The 15,882-nt window shown below is 74.5% G+C and carries 14 protein-coding genes; 2 read left to right on the top strand and 12 right to left on the bottom strand.

The window, feature by feature from the left end; translation table 11 throughout:
* Window positions 1-41: 41 nt before the first annotated feature.
* Genes ACI79V_RS06780 through ACI79V_RS06770 form a run of 3 tightly spaced genes read right to left on the bottom strand, consistent with a single transcriptional unit; the run spans window position 42 to window position 1,584 of the window.
* Entirely contained in the window at window positions 42-1,031 is a 990-nt protein-coding gene (locus ACI79V_RS06780) for a hypothetical protein (RefSeq protein WP_456887737.1), read from the bottom strand.
* 14 nt (window positions 1,032-1,045) lie between these two features.
* Complete coding sequence (locus tag ACI79V_RS06775) at window positions 1,046-1,327, bottom strand: metal-sensitive transcriptional regulator (protein WP_456877176.1); 282 nt, start codon at window positions 1,325-1,327, stop codon at window positions 1,046-1,048.
* A 47-nt stretch (window positions 1,328-1,374) separates the two neighbouring features.
* The gene (locus tag ACI79V_RS06770; protein WP_456887735.1) at window positions 1,375-1,584 is read right to left on the bottom strand and encodes a heavy-metal-associated domain-containing protein; all 210 of its coding nucleotides are present in this window, start codon (window positions 1,582-1,584) and stop codon (window positions 1,375-1,377) included.
* Window positions 1,585-1,785: 201 nt separating this feature from the next.
* Between ACI79V_RS06770 and ACI79V_RS06765 the strand changes: the two genes are divergently transcribed.
* On the top strand, window positions 1,786-4,407 hold the full coding sequence (locus ACI79V_RS06765) for an ATP-binding protein (protein ID WP_456887733.1): 2,622 nt from the start codon (window positions 1,786-1,788) through the stop codon (window positions 4,405-4,407).
* Between the two features lie 69 nt (window positions 4,408-4,476).
* Here the strand turns inward: ACI79V_RS06765 and ACI79V_RS06760 are convergent, their stop codons facing one another.
* The 9 genes from ACI79V_RS06760 to ACI79V_RS06720 form a co-directional block, all read right to left on the bottom strand.
* Entirely contained in the window at window positions 4,477-5,844 is a 1,368-nt protein-coding gene (locus ACI79V_RS06760) for a DJ-1/PfpI family protein (RefSeq protein WP_456887731.1), read from the bottom strand.
* Between the two features lie 29 nt (window positions 5,845-5,873).
* On the bottom strand, window positions 5,874-6,989 hold the full coding sequence (locus ACI79V_RS06755) for a flavin-containing monooxygenase (protein WP_456887730.1): 1,116 nt from the start codon (window positions 6,987-6,989) through the stop codon (window positions 5,874-5,876).
* Window positions 6,986-8,647 carry a multicopper oxidase domain-containing protein gene (locus ACI79V_RS06750; RefSeq protein WP_456887729.1) on the bottom strand — a complete coding sequence of 554 codons (1,662 nt, stop codon included), beginning with the start codon at window positions 8,645-8,647 and terminating at the stop codon, window positions 6,986-6,988. The genes ACI79V_RS06755 and ACI79V_RS06750 overlap by 4 nt, the downstream gene beginning before the upstream one ends.
* 763 nt (window positions 8,648-9,410) lie before the next feature.
* Window positions 9,411-9,848: an SRPBCC family protein gene (locus ACI79V_RS06745; RefSeq protein WP_456887727.1), complete on the bottom strand. Its 438-nt coding sequence runs from the start codon at window positions 9,846-9,848 to the stop codon at window positions 9,411-9,413.
* Window positions 9,849-10,072: 224 nt separating this feature from the next.
* Window positions 10,073-11,242, bottom strand: a complete 1,170-nt coding sequence (locus tag ACI79V_RS06740; RefSeq protein ID WP_456887725.1) for an acyl-CoA dehydrogenase family protein — start codon at window positions 11,240-11,242, stop codon at window positions 10,073-10,075.
* Between the two features lie 9 nt (window positions 11,243-11,251).
* Window positions 11,252-12,439, bottom strand: coding sequence for a polysaccharide pyruvyl transferase family protein (locus tag ACI79V_RS06735; protein ID WP_456887724.1), 1,188 nt, complete (start codon window positions 12,437-12,439; stop codon window positions 11,252-11,254).
* Window positions 12,440-12,542: 103 nt separating this feature from the next.
* On the bottom strand, window positions 12,543-13,073 hold the full coding sequence (purE, locus tag ACI79V_RS06730) for a 5-(carboxyamino)imidazole ribonucleotide mutase (RefSeq protein WP_456887722.1): 531 nt from the start codon (window positions 13,071-13,073) through the stop codon (window positions 12,543-12,545).
* Window positions 13,074-14,276 (bottom strand): 5-(carboxyamino)imidazole ribonucleotide synthase, encoded by a 1,203-nt coding sequence (locus ACI79V_RS06725; RefSeq protein ID WP_456887720.1) that lies wholly within the window; start codon window positions 14,274-14,276, stop codon window positions 13,074-13,076.
* 34 nt (window positions 14,277-14,310) lie between these two features.
* Window positions 14,311-14,982 (bottom strand): SGNH/GDSL hydrolase family protein, encoded by a 672-nt coding sequence (locus ACI79V_RS06720; protein WP_456887718.1) that lies wholly within the window; start codon window positions 14,980-14,982, stop codon window positions 14,311-14,313.
* Window positions 14,983-15,123: 141 nt separating this feature from the next.
* Between ACI79V_RS06720 and ACI79V_RS06715 the strand changes: the two genes are divergently transcribed.
* The gene (locus ACI79V_RS06715; protein ID WP_456887716.1) at window positions 15,124-15,582 is read left to right on the top strand and encodes a GtrA family protein; all 459 of its coding nucleotides are present in this window, start codon (window positions 15,124-15,126) and stop codon (window positions 15,580-15,582) included.
* The last annotated feature ends 300 nt before the right edge of the window (window positions 15,583-15,882 follow it).

Genomic DNA, 15,882 nt, shown 5'->3' with positions numbered 1-15,882 from the left:
TTCCTTCGGGACTGCTGGGGGTGGGCCGGGGGTGCGTGGCCTCAGCCGTGGCCGTGGCCGTCGTCGGCGTGGCCGTCCTCGGCGGCGGGGCCCGGGGTCGCCGTGCCGCCGCCGGCCGCCGTCTCCCCGGCGCGCACGGTGAACTCGGCGGTGCGCACGACGTCACCGTGCTTGAAGTCCAGGAACAGCCGGTAGTCCCCGGCCGAGGGTGCGGTGGCGGAGAAGGTGATGCCGGGCCCCGGCTGTGTGGTGCCGTCGCCGGGCTCGCCGGCCGGGTGCACGTGCAGGTAGGCCAGGTCGCCGTCGCGGAGGGCGACCAGGTGCCCGTAGGCGGCCAGGTAGGGCTGCAGGTCGGTGACCGGCTGCCCGTCCCGGCTGACCGACAGGGTCAGCTCCGACTCCTGCCCCGGGACCAGCCGGCCGTCGAGGGTGACGGTGTACCCGTCGACCTCGGCCGTGGCCGACGGCTCGGGCAGCGGCTGCGGGACGTGGTCGCCGGCAACGGCGACGTCGGTGCCCAGGACGAGCGCGGGGTCCTCGCCGGCGGGGTCGAAGTCGGCGAACAGCCGCCAGGTGCCGGCGGTCAGCTCGAGCGGGATCGACCAGGTGCCGTCGGCGGACAGCTCCGGGTGCACGTGCTGGTAGCCGGTCAGGTCCCGGCGCACCGCGATCAGGTGCAGGTCCTCGTCGTGGGCGGGGTCGTAGACGGTCACCGGCTGCCCGTCGGGACCGAGGACGCGGAAGGACACCGGGGTGGCCGCGCCGGCCGGCAGGGACCCGGCGGCGTCGAGGGTGTAACCGCTCTCGGAGACCTGCAGGCCGCCGGGCGCGTGGTCGCCGGCGGCGGGTGCCGCTGCGCCGGGGTCCAGCGCGGATCCCGCATGGGTCCCGCCGTGGGGAGCGGCCTCGTGGCCGGCCGCGTCGTCGGCGGCCGCGCCGACGGGGCCGACCGCCTGGCCGATGCCGGCGGCCGCACCGAAGACGGCGACCAACCCGAGCGCGTAGGCGCCGAGCCGGGCAGGGGTGTTCACGGCACGTCCTCCGGTCAGGAGCGGACGAGGCGGGCGATCGCCTCGGAGGCCTCGCGGACCTTCGCGTCGGCCTCCGGGCCGCCCTTCTGCGCGGCGTCGACCACGCAGCCGGCCAGGTGCTCGTCGAGCAGGCCGAGGGAGAACGACTGCAGGGCGCGGGTCGCCGCCGACACCTGGGTCAGGATGTCGATGCAGTACTTGTCGTCCTCGACCATGCGCTGCAGCCCGCGGATCTGGCCCTCGATGCGGCGCAGCCGCTTGAGGTGCTCGTCCTTCGCGTGGGTGTAGCCGGCCATGTCTGTCGGTCTCCTCGTCGGGTGGGACGGATCGGGTGGGTCGCCGGTCAGCCGGGGACGACCTCGTAGCCGGCCTCGTCGACGGCGGCGGCCACCGCGTCGTCGGACACCGGCCGGTCGGCCTCGACGGTGACCCGGCCGGCGGCCAGGTCGACCTGCACGCCGGTCACCCCGGGGATCCTCGAGACCTCGTCGGTCACCGCGCTCGCGCAGTGGCTGCAGGTCATGCCCCGGACGGCGTAGTCGCTGGTGCTCACGATCGCTCTCCTCTCGTACCGGTACCCCCTAGTGGTACCCAGTACAAGGTATACCCCCACACGGTACCTCTCGCAAGTGCCGGCACACCGGACGGGACCGGCGGCCGTCGGGCGTGCCGGGTGAGCTGGTCCGCCGGCCACGCGGACGCCACGATGACCAGGTGACCGGCGCCCGGTGCCGGCGAGGCGGTGAGCACGGAGATGACGGCGACCGACATCCCCCCGCGGGACCCCGGGGAGGTCATCCGGACGCCGGATCAGCGGATCCGGGTCTTCGTCAGCTCCACCCTGGGTGAGCTGGCCGAGGAGCGGCGTGCGGTGCGGGGCGCGATCGAGCGGCTGCACCTGGCGCCGGTGATGTTCGAGCTCGGTGCCCGTCCGCACCCGCCGCGGGACCTGTACCGCGCCTACCTCCGCCAGTCACACGTGTTCGTCGGCATCTACTTCCAGCGCTACGGCTGGGTGGCCCCCGGTGAGGAGGTCTCCGGGCTCGAGGACGAGTTCCGGCTCAGCGACGGGATGCCGCGCCTGCTGTACCTCAAGCGACCTGCGGAGGCGGTGGAGCCGCGTCTCCAGGCCATGCTCGACGAGGTCAGCGAGCACGGCAGCGCCTCCTACCGGCACTTCACCGACGCCACCGAGCTCGCCGGGCTGCTCGAGGACGACCTCGCCGCGCTGCTGAGCGAGCGGTTCATGACCCCGGCCCCCGCCGCTGCGGCAGCCCCGGACGGCCGGCGGGCCCGACCCTCCGCGGCGCCGGTGCCGCTGACGGCGACGGTGGGCCGTGACCGGGACGTCGCCGCCGTCTCCGAGCTGCTCGGCGGGGAGGCGCGGCTGGTGACGGTGACCGGCCCGGGCGGGGTGGGCAAGACCCGCCTCGCCCTCGAGGTGGCCCGCGTGGTGGACGAGCGTTTCCCCGACGGTGTCGCGTTCGTGCCGCTGGAGGACGTCCCGGTCGCCGACCTCGTCCTGCCGACGCTCGCCGGGGCGCTCGGCGTGCCCGGGGCCGGCAGCCGACCGCTCCTCGACCGGCTCGTCGACGACCTGCGCGGCCGGCAGCTGCTGGTGGCACTCGACAACATGGAGCACCTGCGGACCGCCGGCCCGGCCCTGGCCGCGCTGCTCGGCCGCTGCCCGTGGCTCGCGCTGCTGGTCACCAGCCGGCAGGCGCTGCGGCTGCGCGGCGAGCGGGAGTACCCGCTCTCGCCGCTGCCGGTCCCGGCCGACGACGAGCCGGTCGCTGCCGCGCCGGCCGTGCAGCTGTTCGTCCAGCGGGCGGCCGACGTCCACCCCGGCTTCACACTCACCGAGGGCAACCGGGCCGCGATCGCCGAGATCGTGCGCCTGCTCGACGGCCTGCCGCTGGCCATCGAGCTGGCCGCGGCCCGCGCCCGGCTGTTCTCCCCCGTCGCGCTCGCCGACCGGCTGACGCAGCGGCTGGACGTGCTCGGCGGGGGCCCGGACGACCTGCCGGCCCGGCAGCGAACCCTGAGGGCGACCTTGGACTGGAGCTGCCGACTGCTCTCCCCAGCCGAGCAGGCGCTGTTCGCCCGGCTGAGCGTGTTCGCCGGCAGCGCGACGCTCCCGGCGGTCGAGGCGGTGTGCGGTGACGACACCGTGCCGGACGTGCTCGGCGGGGTGTCCTCGCTGCTGGAGAAGAACCTGCTGGTCGCCGACGTCACCGACGACCCGCGGGTGGGCATGCTGCACGTCGTCCGCGCCTACGCCGCCGACCTGCTCCAGGAGCGCGACGAGACCGAGCGGTTCGGCGAGCGGCACGCCCGCTGGTTCGCCGAGCTCGTCGAGCCCGCCGACATCCTCACGCACGACGACGCGCCCAGGTCGTGGCCGCTGCTGGCACGCGAGGCCGACAACCTCCTCGCCGCCGCTCGCTGGGCCGCGGGCCGCGGCGCGGTCGACGTGGTCACCGCACTGGCCCGCCGGCTGTGGCCGTGGCTGATCTACGGCGGTCGGGTCGGCGAGCTGCGCGACGTCGCCCCAGCGGCCACCGACACGGCAGGCGGCGATCCGGCGAGCCGGGAGCAGGCCTTCCTGCACAGCGTCGCGGTCTGCTACGCGCAGACCCAGACCGGGGACCACGCCGCCGCGCTGGCCACGGCCGAGCAGGCCCTGCACCTCGCAGGGGACACTTCGGACCGGGACACCGCGCTGCTCGCGACCGCGGTGCGGCTGCTCCGCGGCGCGCTGCGGCTGTCCCTGGGGCAGACCGCCGGTGTCGCCGACGACCTGGACACCGCCCTGGCCACCGCTCGGCGCCAGGACAACGCCTGGCTGCTCGGGCACGCCACCCTGCACCACGGTGTCTGGCGGGCCCTCATCGGGGATCCCGCCGGGGCGCGCGCCGACCTCGACGAGGCCGCCGCCGTCGCCACCGCGATGGGCCACGACGTCCTCCTCGCCCAGGCGGTCGGGCACCTGGCCGTCCTCGACCTGCTCGCCGGTCACCTGGACGAGTCCGTGGAGCGCCTGCGCCAGCAGATCGAGCACCTCCGGCGGGCCGTCAACCTCGAGGGACTGGCCACTGCCCTGGACACCACGGCGGCGCTGGCAGCCCGGCAGCAGCACTGGGAGACCGCCGCCCGGGCCGCTGCTGCCGCGGAGGCGCTGCGCGGCCGTGTCGGGCTACCTGCCCGGCCGATGACCCGGGACCTGCACGAGGCCGCGGTGGCCGCGACGCTGCGGCGCCTCGGCGACCGCGAGCCCGAGATCCGGGCGTCGGCGAGCGCGGCTGACCCGTGGGTGCTGATCGACGAGGCGCTGGGCGAACTCGCGACCGGGCCCGGAGCCCGGCGCAGCGGCTGACTCCTTCCCCTCGGCCGCTGTCGGACGGTCACGACGGGCGGCGCCCGTCGGGTGCCCGGGTCGCGCGTCTCAGCGTCCGGCCCGGGTGAGTCGCCGAGGCCGGGCGGTGACGACCGGGGCGGTCAGCCCGATGGCGCCGCGCAGCGCACGGGGGAAGCGCGGGATGCGGGCGTAGTCGATGCCACCCCAGGGCGGTTGCGGGTCGTAGTCGACGGCCCGCTGCACCCGGCGGGCGGTGGCCTCGTCGGTCAGCCGGGCGGCGAGGTGCAAGGCCATGTCGACGCCGGCGGAGACCCCGGCGGACATGATCAGGTTGCCGTCCTCGACCCAGCGCCGGATGCGGTACGTGGCGCCCAGGTTCTCCAGGATCCCGGAGTAGAACCAGTTGGTCGTGGCCTGGCGCCCCTCCAGCAGGCCGACCGCGCCCAGGATCAGCGAGCCGGTGCACACCGAGGTGATCAGCTCGGCCGAGGCGGCGGCCGAGCGCACGTAGTCGCGGACCAGCGGGTTGCTCATCGCGCGGATGGTGGGCAGCGCGCCACCGGGCACGAGCACGATCGCCGGGTGCGGGACTTCCTCGAACGTCCGGTCGGGGACCATCGGCACGCCCACGTCGGTGGGCACGGGCTCGCGGCGGGCCCACACCGTCACGGGGCGGTAGCCCGGCGCCAACCTCTCCAGCATGGTCAGCACCTGCAGCGGACCGACCAGGTCCAGCACGGTCAGCCCCGGGTAGAGCACGAAGGCGACGAGCCGCTCGTCGCCTCCCCCGGGATCGGCGGTGGGCGCGCTGTCGGGGTCGCGCAGTGTCCGGGCGAGATCGTCGTCGGAGGGGTCCGGCCCCACCCGGCCGAACGGCGGCTGCGGGTCGTACTCCGCGGACAGCTGGGTCAGCCGGGCGATGGTCGTGCCGCGCAGCCGGGCCAGCAGGGACAGGGTCATGTCCATGCCGGCCGTGCCGCCGGCAGCGGTGTGCAGCCGGCCGTCGGCCCGCCACCGCTCGGTGGCGGGGATCGCGCCCAGCTTCTCCAGCGGCTCGCGGAAGGCCCAGTGGACGGCCGCCCGCCGACCGCCCAGCAGGTCGGCCGCGGCCAGCACGAGAGCCCCGTTGCCGGTGGAGCCGACGACCTCCGCCCCGGTGGCGGCCGAGCGGACGTAGGACAGCAGCCGCTCGTCCTCGGCCGCCGCGAGGGTGGCCGCGCCGCCGCCGGGCACGATCACCGCCCACGGGTTCGGTACCTCCGCGAAGGTGGCGGCCGGCTGCAGCTGCAGCGGCGTGTCGGTGGCCAGCGGCTCGGCGCGCTCGCCGACCACGACCGTGCGGTACCCCATGCCGCCGATGCCGGGGCCCATCAGCACGGTGAGCGGGCCGATCAGGTCCAGCGGCGTCACGCCGGGGTAGACCGGGAACGCGAGGACCTTCTCGGTGCGGGGCATGGCGGTCTCCTTCGGGTGCTCGGCGTGGTTCAGTTCCGGACGTGGTGCGGGGCCGCCTCCGCGTCGGGCGCACCGCGCGGCCCGGGCGCGGATGCGCTGCTCCTCGCGGCGGCGTCGACCACGTGGGCGGCGTCGTCGGCGACGAAGCCCAGCAGCGCCGAGCCCCGCGTGTGCTGCCAGGACAGGCCGAGGAAGTACAGCCCGGGGACTTCGGTGACGCCGCGGCGATGGGCGACGCGGCCGTCGCGGAGCACGTCGGGGATGTCGATCCAGGAGTGGTCGGGCCGGTAGCCGGTGGCCCAGACGACGACGGCGACCTCGTTGCTGGCGCCGTCGGCGAAGCGGACGGTGCGACCGGCGGCACCGACCAGCCGCGGTCGGAACTGGACGCCTGCCCGCTGCAGCCCGCGCCGGCTGCTGCCGATGAGGAACTCGCCGCGGGTCTGCATCCGCCGTCCGAGCCGGGAGCCGGCGGTCACCCGCATCAGACGGAGCCGGGTCAGCCACCAGAACAGGTCGCGGTCGAGCAGCCGCTGCGGCAACGCCGGGTACGCCGAGCCGACCGACAGCTCGACCGCCCGGGTCCCGGCCAGCTCCTCGGCGATCTGGAAGCCGGAGTTGCCCCCGCCGACCACCAGGACGGGCCCCTCGGGCAGCGCCGCGGGGCTGCGGTACCCGGAGCTGTGCAGCTGGGTCACCGAGGCGTCCAGCCCGGCGGCCAGCGGGGGGACGAACGGGGTCTGGAACGGTCCGGTGGCGACGACGACCTGCCGGGCGTCGTACGTCCGGTTGGCGGTGGCGAGCCGGAACCCGCCGTCGGTGCGTTCCAGCCGGGTGACCCGCGCGTCCAGCTGCACCGGCAGGTCGAAGGCGGCGGCGTAGTCGCGCAGGTAGTCGGCGACCGCCTCCTTGCCCGGGTAGCTGCCGGCCGGCGCCGGGAACGGCAGGCCGGGCAGCGCGTCGTGCTCGGCCGGGGTGAACAGCCGCAGCGAGTCCCACCGCGTGTGCCAGGTGTGCCCGAGCTCCGGCGCGGCCTCCAGGACCAGGAACCGGAGCCCCCGCTCGCGCAGGTGCCAGGCGGCGGCCAGGCCGGCCTGCCCGCCGCCCACCACCACGACGTCGAAAGGCTCGGCCGGGGGGGTCACGGGGTCACCGCCCGGTCGACGGTGAAGCTGAACATCATCCCGGCGTGCATGTGCTCGGCGATGTGGCAGTGCGCCATCCACAGGCCGGGGTTGGTGACGTCGAGGAGGACGTCGACGGTCTGTCCGGTCGGGATGAGCACGGTGTCCTTCCACACCAGGTTGGGCTCGGGCACGCCGTCCCGGGCGAGGACGAGGAACCGACCGGCGCCGTGGACGTGGAACGGGTGGTGCATCGGGTGGTCGGAGTCCATCTCGTTGACCAGCCGGATCTTGACCCGCTGTCCGGCGGTGAACCGCCAGTCGACCGGCAGCCCGTCGCGGCCGGCGGTGCGGTCGAGCAGCTTCCAGCGCATCGTCTCGGCGGTGGTGGTCCGGTTCACCTCGGCCATCTCGTCCTCCCACTCGATCCCGTCGGCGGTGGCGGGACCGTGGTGGTGGGCGTGCGGGGAGGCGGCGTCGTGGCCCGTGTCGTGGCCCGTGTCGTGGCCCGTGTCGTGGCCCGTGTCGTGGCCGACGGCGGCGCCGGCCGGGGTCGTCGCCATCAGCCTCATGCCGCACCTCGGGCAGCGCCCGGGCTGTTCGCTGACCACCTCGGGGTGCATCGGGCAGGCGTAGGTCACCGGGCCGGCCGCCGAGGCCGCGCCCGGGTCGTCCATCTCCGCGACGATGGCGAGGGTCTTGTCCGGCGGCGCGGCCAGCCACGCGCCGAGCCGCTCCCGCTCGGCGGCCAGCTCCGGTGCGGTGCGCAGCGCCTCGAACTGCTCGGCCAGCGGCGGCTCGGCGACCTCGTCGCTGACCGTGATCGTCGCCAGCCGGTGGGTCCGGTTCGGGGTGCGGTGCTCCAGCGCGAACTCGCCCGGCCGGTCGAACAGCACGTCGACGACGGCCCGCTCCGACGGCGCCAGCACCACGTCGTCGACGAACTGCTCGTGCTCCACCCGGCCGCTGTCCCCGCCGACGAGCTTCATCCGCGCTCCGGGCACGCCGATCCGGAAGACGCGGCTGTTGGCCGTGTCGACCAACCACAACCGGAGGACCTCACCGGTCCTCGCGGTGAACGCCGGGGCTGTCTCGCCGCCGGTGAGCATCAGGTTGCCGTAGCGGCCCATCGCCGCGTAGCTGGTCTCGGTGCGGCTGAACGGGGCGATCACACCGTCCTCGAGCAGCAGGTCGTCGAGGGTGAGCACCACGTCGCGGTGCGCCGGTGGCCAGTAGTCCGGCTCGGTCGGCTCGACCAGGATGCAGCCGTAGAGACCCAGCTCCTGGGTGACGTCCTCGCGGACGTGCGGGTGGTACCAGTACAGCCCCGGGTCGGGGAACTGGATGCGGTAGGTGAACTCCCCGCCCGGCGGGATCGGCGCCTGGGTCTCGTGCGGCACCCCGTCGAAGCGGTTCTCCAGGCGCAACCCGTGCCAGTGCACCGTGGTGTCCAGGTCGGTGCCGTTGCTGACGTGCACGACGACCTCCGAGCCCTGCCGCACCTTCAGCGTGGGGCCGGGGATCGAGCCGTTGTAGCCGAGCATCCGCACCGTGGTGTCGCCCAGCCGCTTCGCGACCGGAGCAGGGCGCAGGCGCAGTTCGTCGCCGGGGCCCAGCACGAGCACCTCGGGCCGCGTGGCCTCCGGCAGGTCGGTGGTGTCGGTGGAGAAGGTGTCCACGGGAGGTCCTCCGGTGGGTGGGTGACGGGTCCTCGGCCACGGCGGGCCGGGGCGGTGAGGCGGAGCCCGCCCCGGGACACGGGCGCACCGGGCACGCGGTCCCCGCGACGGCGCGACGTCGTCGACAGCTCGGTGCTCATGGCGCCTCCCGGGCGGGCTGCCAGTCCAGCCCCCTCGGGGTGACCTGTCCAGACGCCTCCGCACGGCGGGCGCTCCTCGGCGGTCACCGGGCCCGGATCCGGACGTGTCCGATGACCGGCCCGCGCGGCCGACTGCCGCATCCGCCTCCACGGCCGCACACGACCGCGGGCCAGGGAGTCCCCACCGCATGGAGCACGGGTTCCGCACACCGGTGCAACTGGAGCCCCACCCCGACAGCCTCGCCATGCGCACCGATGAGGTGTCCGTTGCGGGCATCGCGGCCGGCAGCGGCACCGAGGTGCTGCGCCCCTCCGACGGCGAGCTCCTGTGCCCGATGCGACGGCACCGGCAAACCCACGTCGGCACGGCTGCGCGGCCGTGGGCTCCGGCGGCCTCACGAGGAGCCCTCGCCACCGCTCGGCGCCGACCTGAGCCGGAGCGAGCACGCGCGGTTCGCGCGGGACGCGCACAGCGCGCTGCAGAGGATGGTGGCCGCGATGACCGCGCGCGCCCTGGAGGAGGCACGAGCGACCGCGGAGAACGTCCGGCTGCTGTTCCAGCCGGCTCCCGACCCGACGGCGACGCCTCCAGGAGACACCGCCGGCCGGCGGCCCGGTCGGCCTCAGCGGTACCGGAGGCGCTCGGCGAGCCGCGCCAGGTCCTTCCTCATCGCGCCCTCCATGGCCCTCGCCATCACCCGAGCACCGATCTTCGCGAACCCGCTCGGCGCGCCGCGGTTGCGCAGCCTCATCCGGGTCCCGCCCGGCACCGACTCCCACGTGTAGGTGGTCTCCATCGGGAACGGCCCGTCGGCGGTGCGCATCACCAGCCGATCACCCGGCTCGAGCTCGACCACCTCGTAGGTGTAGCTCAGCCGGCGACCCAGGAAGCGGGCCTCGAAGTCCATCCGGGAACCGACTGCGACCGGCGGCGGGGTCTGCCAGTTCACCGACACGATGTTGGCGTACCACTGCGGCGCGTTGCTCGGGTCGCCGGCGTAGGACGCCACGACCTCGCGGGGGTGGGGGATGACGGCCTCCACGGCGACGTCGACATCCATGTCCCGAGCATGGCCCCTCATCGCGGGTCGGCGCGCAGCTCCGGCTCGCACCCGCACCGGCGTCGCGGAGTCCGCCCGGCAGCTCCGTGGTGGCGACCCGGGTGGTGCCGACCAGGTCGGCGAGCGCTCGCCGGTCAGCCGGATCTCCGGTCCGCGAGGTGAGAGCAGTCCGGTCTCCGGGGAGACCTGTCGTGGCGGTGAGCGGAGAGGACGCAGGCTCCTTCCTACCGGAGGAGGCTCCGCGCGATGACCATCCGCTGGATCTGGTTGGTGCCCTCGTAGATCTGGGTGATCTTGGCGTCGCGCATCATCCGCTCGACCGGGAAGTCCTGCGTGTAGCCGGCGCCGCCGAAGAGCTGCACGGCGTCGGTGGTGACCTTCATGGCCACGTCGGAGGCGAAGGCCTTGGCGGCGGCGCACAGCCGGCCGAGGTCGGGGTCCACCTTGCCGCCGGAGTTGCCGGCCTCGCCGCGGGCGGCCGCGACGTAGACCAGGTGCCGGGCGGCCTCGATCTGCATGGCCATGTCGGCGAGCATGAACTGCACGCCCTGGAAGTCGCTGACCGCGCGGCCGAACTGCTTGCGCTCGCGGGTGTACTCGACGGCGGCGTCGAGCGCGCCCTGGGCGATCCCGACGGCCTGCGCGCCGATGGTCGGGCGGGTGTAGTCCAGCGTGCGCAGCGCGGTCTTGAAGCCGGTGCCGGGCTCGCCGATGACCCGGTCGGCCGGGATGGTGCAGTCGGTGAAGTAGAGCTCGCAGGTGGGCGAGCCCTTGATGCCCATCTTCCGCTCCTTCGGGCCCACGGCGAAGCCCGGGTCGTCGCGGTGGACGGCGAAGGCGGAGATGCCGTTGGCCCGCTGCTCCGGGTCGGTGACGGCCATGACCGTGTACCACTCGGAGACGCCGGCGTTGGTGATCCAGGCCTTGGTGCCGTTGAGCACCCAGGTGTCGCCGTCCCGCCGGGCCCGCGTCTTCATCGAGGCGGCGTCGGAGCCGGCCTCCCGCTCGGACAGGCCGTAGCTGATCATCGCGTCACCGGCGGCGATCGGGGCGAGCACCTGCTGCTTGAGGTCCTCCGACGCCGACAGGATCACCGGCATCGAGCCGAGCTTGTTGACCGCCGGGATGAGCGAGGCCGAGACGTCGACCCGCGCGACCTCCTCGATGACGATGCAGGTGGCGACCGCGTCGGCGCCCTCGCCGCCGTACTGCTCGGGGATGTGGGTGGCGTGGAAGCCGGCCGCCGTCAGCGCCTTCTGCGCCTCGATCGGGTACCGCGACCCGGCGTCCACCTCGGCCGCGTACGGCTTGATCTCCCGCTCGGCGATGTCCCGGACGGCGGCCCGGATCGCGTCGTGCTCCTCGGTCAGCTGGTACAGCCCCGCACTACTCACGGGTAGATGCTAGGACGCCCTCGCGGTGATCAGGAGCGGCCGGTCCGTGCGCGGCGCCGGGCCGGTGACCACCGGGGCGGCGACGCCGTACAACTCGGTGGCGATCGACAGCTTGCGGGCACGGACGAGCTCTCCGGTGACGGCCAGCGTGCCCGGGCGGCCGGCCGCCGGGTCCACCACTCCGGCGCTGCTCGGCTGGAGGAGGTGCCAGGTCGAACCGGCCTCCAGCAGGGAGCCGTGCTTCACGTCGTAGTAGCCGGGACGGACGGGCACGGCGACCCCGCAGGCCCCGACGGCCGAGGCGACCAGGTGGGGGTGGAAGCGGGTGCTGAACCACCGCTGGTGGGCCCCGGCGGGCACCCCGCGCTCGAGCAGCTCGACCCAGGGGACGAACACCAGGCCGGGCAGCAGCCCGACGAACCGGTCGAAGATGCCGCGATCGACCCGCGGGATGCACTCGAGCACCGCCGTCCGGGCCGGGTCGACGCCCCAGTGGTCGAGATGGGTCAGGCACTGCTCGGTGAGCCGCTCACAGCCGGGTCCGTCGAGCAGGTCGCCCTGAACGCATACGACGGCGTCGATCTCCGCGGCCCGCTCGGTGTCGACGAGGGACGGCATGTCGGCGAGCCACAGGTCGTCACCCGAGTGGGCCTCGGGGCGGCCGAGCAGCCCGGCGCTCGCGCTGTCGCGGACGTCCAGCGTGTCCAGGTGCCGGACCAGCCGCCGGCTCAGCGCGACCGCGTCGTGCCCCATGGGGGCGAGGCCCTGGCCGGTCATGGCCGTGCGCGCCCCGTGCCTCGCGGCCCAGTCCACGGCCGCGAGGAGGCCGAGGTGCCGCGGCCAGACGCCGTTGACGAAGCCGCCACCGATCAGGTGGACGACCGAGGCCTGACCGAAGCGGCGCAGTCCCGGGACCCACCGCGGCGCCTGACCGTGGTCGTCGAGTGCGCCGGCGACGAAGGACACGACCTCCCAGGCGTCGTCGGACGGCGCCTCCCAGCAGAGCCGGAACAGCGTGTCGACACACCGCAGCCTGGGGTGAGCGTCGGCCAGCAGCGCCTGCGCGCCGGCGGGGTTGGGGCAGTCCAGCCAGACGTCCACGTCCGGCGCACGCACGGCGAGCTCCCGCAGCCAGGTGCGGGTGATGAGCTCGTCACCGACGTTGGGGTGTCCGGCAGTGGAGATGAGGTAGTGCACGTCCGCTCCGGTTCTCGTGGCACCGGACCGAGCCGACGCTGCCGTCAATCAGCTCACGGTAAGAGCTCAACCACCCTGCGTGAGGTACCGGACGGGGGTCCTGTCACGGCTGGGGCGGTTGGTGACCAGAGAGGCGGGCGCGCAGCGCGGCGTCGCGGGCCGCCACGGAGTCGGCCAGGTCGGCCTGGAACCGCTCGACCGCCGCCCGCAGCCGCGGGTCCGCGGAGGCCAGGATGCGGACGGCGAGCAGCCCGGCGTTGCGCCCGCCGCCGATGGACACCGTGGCCACCGGCACGCCCGCCGGCATCTGCACGATCGACAGCAGGCTGTCGAGGCCGTCGAGCCGGTCCAGCGGCCGGGGGACGCCGACGACCGGCAACGGGGTGGCCGCGGCGAGCATGCCGGGCAGGTGGGCCGCTCCCCCGGCCCCGGCGACGAGCACCCGCAGGCCCCGCCCGGCCGCCGAGGTGGCGTAGTCGAGCATCCGCTGCGGCGTGCGGTGCGCGGACAGCACGTGCACCTCGTACGGGACGCCGAACTCGGCGAGCGCCTGTGCGGCGGGTTCCATCGTCGGCCAGTCGGAGTCGCTGCCCATGACGACGCCGACGAGGGGGCTGCCGACGAGCGGGTCCACTCAGTGCTCCCGGGGGAAGGCGAAGGCGGGGTCGACCACGCCGTCGGCGAGGTAGCGGGCCGCGGCGAGCGCGCGGGCGCGGACCTCCGCGAGGTCGTCGCCCAGCGCGGTGACGTGACCGAGCTTGCGGCCGGGCCGCTGGCCCTTGCCGTACCAGTGCAGCTTGACGTCGGGCCAGTGCGCCATGAGGTGGTGCACCCGCTCGTCGACGCCGGGGCCGTCCCAGCCCTCCGCCGACGCCGCCCCGCCGAGCACGTTGGCCGTGACCACGACCGGCGCGGTCATCGCCGTCGACCCCAGGGGGTAGTCGAGGACGGCGCGCAGGTGCTGCTCGAACTGGCTGGTGCGCGCGCCCTCGATCGTCCAGTGCCCGGAGTTGTGCGGGCGCATCGCCAGCTCGTTCACCAGCACCCCGTCGGCGGTCCGGAACAGCTCCACGGCCATGACCCCGACGACGCCCACCCGGTCGGCGACGCGGACGGCGAGCTCCTGGGCGGCCAGCACGGTCTCCTCGTCCAGCCCGGGTGCGGGCGCCAGGACCTCGGTGTTGATGCCGTCGCGCTGGACGGTCTCGACCACCGGCCAGACGGCGACCTGCCCGAACGGGGAGCGGGCCACGAGCACCGCGAGCTCGCCCACCAGCGGCAGCCGCTCCTCGACCAGCAGGGTCCCGTGCCGCTCGAGCAGGTCGGCGACCTGGTCGGGGCCGTGGACGACGAAGACGCCCCGGCCGTCGTAGCCCCCGCGCGGGGTCTTGACGACGACCGGCCAGCCGACCTCCTCGGCGAACGCGGCCACCGCGTGCACCGTGGGCGCCTCGGCCCAGGCCGGCTGCGGCTCCCCCGCCCCGGCCAGCGCCCGGCGCAGGACCAGCTTGTCCTGGGCGTGCAACAGCGCATCGGGGCCGGGGGCGACCCGTACGCCCTCGGCGGCCAGGGCGCGCAGGTGCTCGTTGGGCACGTGCTCGTGGTCGAAGGTGAGCACGGTGGCTCCGTCGGCCACGGCGCGCAGCGCACCCAGGTCGCGGTGGTCGCCGAGCCGGACATCGGCGGCGACCAGCGCCGCGGACTCGTCGGCACCGGTGGCCAGCACCCGCAGCGACTGGCCGAGGGCGATCGCGGCCTGGTGGGTCATGCGCGCGAGCTGTCCCCCGCCGACCATGACGACGACAGGTAGACCGGTGCGCGGGTCGAGGGAGGTCATGGCGCTGTCAAGGCTAGTGGCCCGGCCCAGTGCGTCAGCCACCGTCCGCCCGAGCGAGGACCGTGGTCCGGATCGAGCAACCCACCTCGTCGGCCACCTCCTGCGTGGGGTGGACGCCGTCCGAGGACGCACCCGCCACCCAGCGCCCGTCCTGCGCAACCCCCGCCCACGGGTCGGTGAAGACCCAGCCCTGCTCTGTCGCAACCTGCCGGAGCCGGTCGTTGTAGGCGGTGACGGACTCCGCGTGGGCAGCGGACGGCGGTATCGCCGAGACGATGACCTCCCCGATGCGTAGTGTCCGCGTGATCGCCAGGAGGTTGTCCCGGCTGGCTGTCCAGTCGACGCCGGCGCCGACGTCGTTGGTACCGGCCATGACCACCAGGACGTCGCCGTCGACGTGTCGGACCCCACTGCGCATGTCCGCGGTGGTGGCGCCGGGGACCGCCCATCCACCGCCGAGGAGGAGCGGGTCGCCCACCGCGGACGGCACCCACGACCCCTCGCCCTCGATCTCGCCTCCTGCCAGGGGTCGTGAACCAGCGGTGAGCGAGTCACCGATGACGACGAGGACGACGCCGCTGGTGTCGACGCCCTCGACGTGGTCTGGCGAGGCGGAGCACGCGGTCGCTGACAGCGCCGCGAGCAGCACGCCCGCGCTCAGCCGGCGGACTCGGCGCGGACGGGCCAGGCGGGTGGGGGATCGCACGGACCGATTGTCTGCTCAACCCGGAGGAGACGATGGAACGCGCGCTGAGCGGTGGGGGGCGGCGAGGCCGTGAGCCGTAGAGTCGGTGCAATGCGGCTCCTCCCGGCTCTCCGCCGCCGCGCTGAGACGACGTGTCACGCGTTGCTCAGGGAACTCAGCGCATTCGGCGCGGTCGGCGCGGCGTGCTTCGCCCTCGACGTCGGACTGTTCCAGCTCCTCTACATCTCCGGCACCGGCGCGGTGACCGCGAAATTGGTGTCCACGACCGTCTCGACGACGGCGGCCTACCTCGGGCACCGGTTCTGGTCCTTCACGCACCGGGAGCGCACCGGCTACCGGCGGGAGTACGCCGCCTTCATGTTGGTGAACGGGACTACACTGCTGATGGGACTGGCCCTGGTGGCGTTCGTGCGTCATCCGCTCGGCCAGGAGCACGCGCTGGTGCTGCAGGCGACGAACGTCGCCTCCATCGGGCTGGGCACCGTGGTCCGCTGGTTCGCCTACCGGCGCTGGGTCTTCCCGCCGAGGGCCGATGACGTCGCCCGACCCGAAAGGGCATCCCGGGACCCCGTGGCGGCATCCACGCCGTCCAGCGCCTGACCCAGCACACCGAACTCCGGGGCAGGCAAGGCCCCACCTGCCTCACGCACACCGGGAGCCCGAGATCTTGCGTCGCACGGGATCCGTGGGACCAGTGATGCTCCCGGTGTGACGGAGAGGTCCGGTCCGGGGCGTCGTCCTCCAGTCGAGCTACCGAATCGTTACGTTCGGCAACGCCCGCCCGCTCCTCTGCGGACGGCGACCGAGCCGACTCCGTCACCGGGCGGCGATCCGCGACCCACACGGGGAGTTACGTCGGTGCGTACGACCAGCAGCTCAGGGAACAGCCAGCGACGCCTC

The sequence above is a fragment of the Geodermatophilus sp. SYSU D00700 genome, assembly GCF_054050255.1.
Note: the sequence above shows the minus strand (reverse complement) of the source record. Positions and strands in the feature narration are given on the sequence as shown.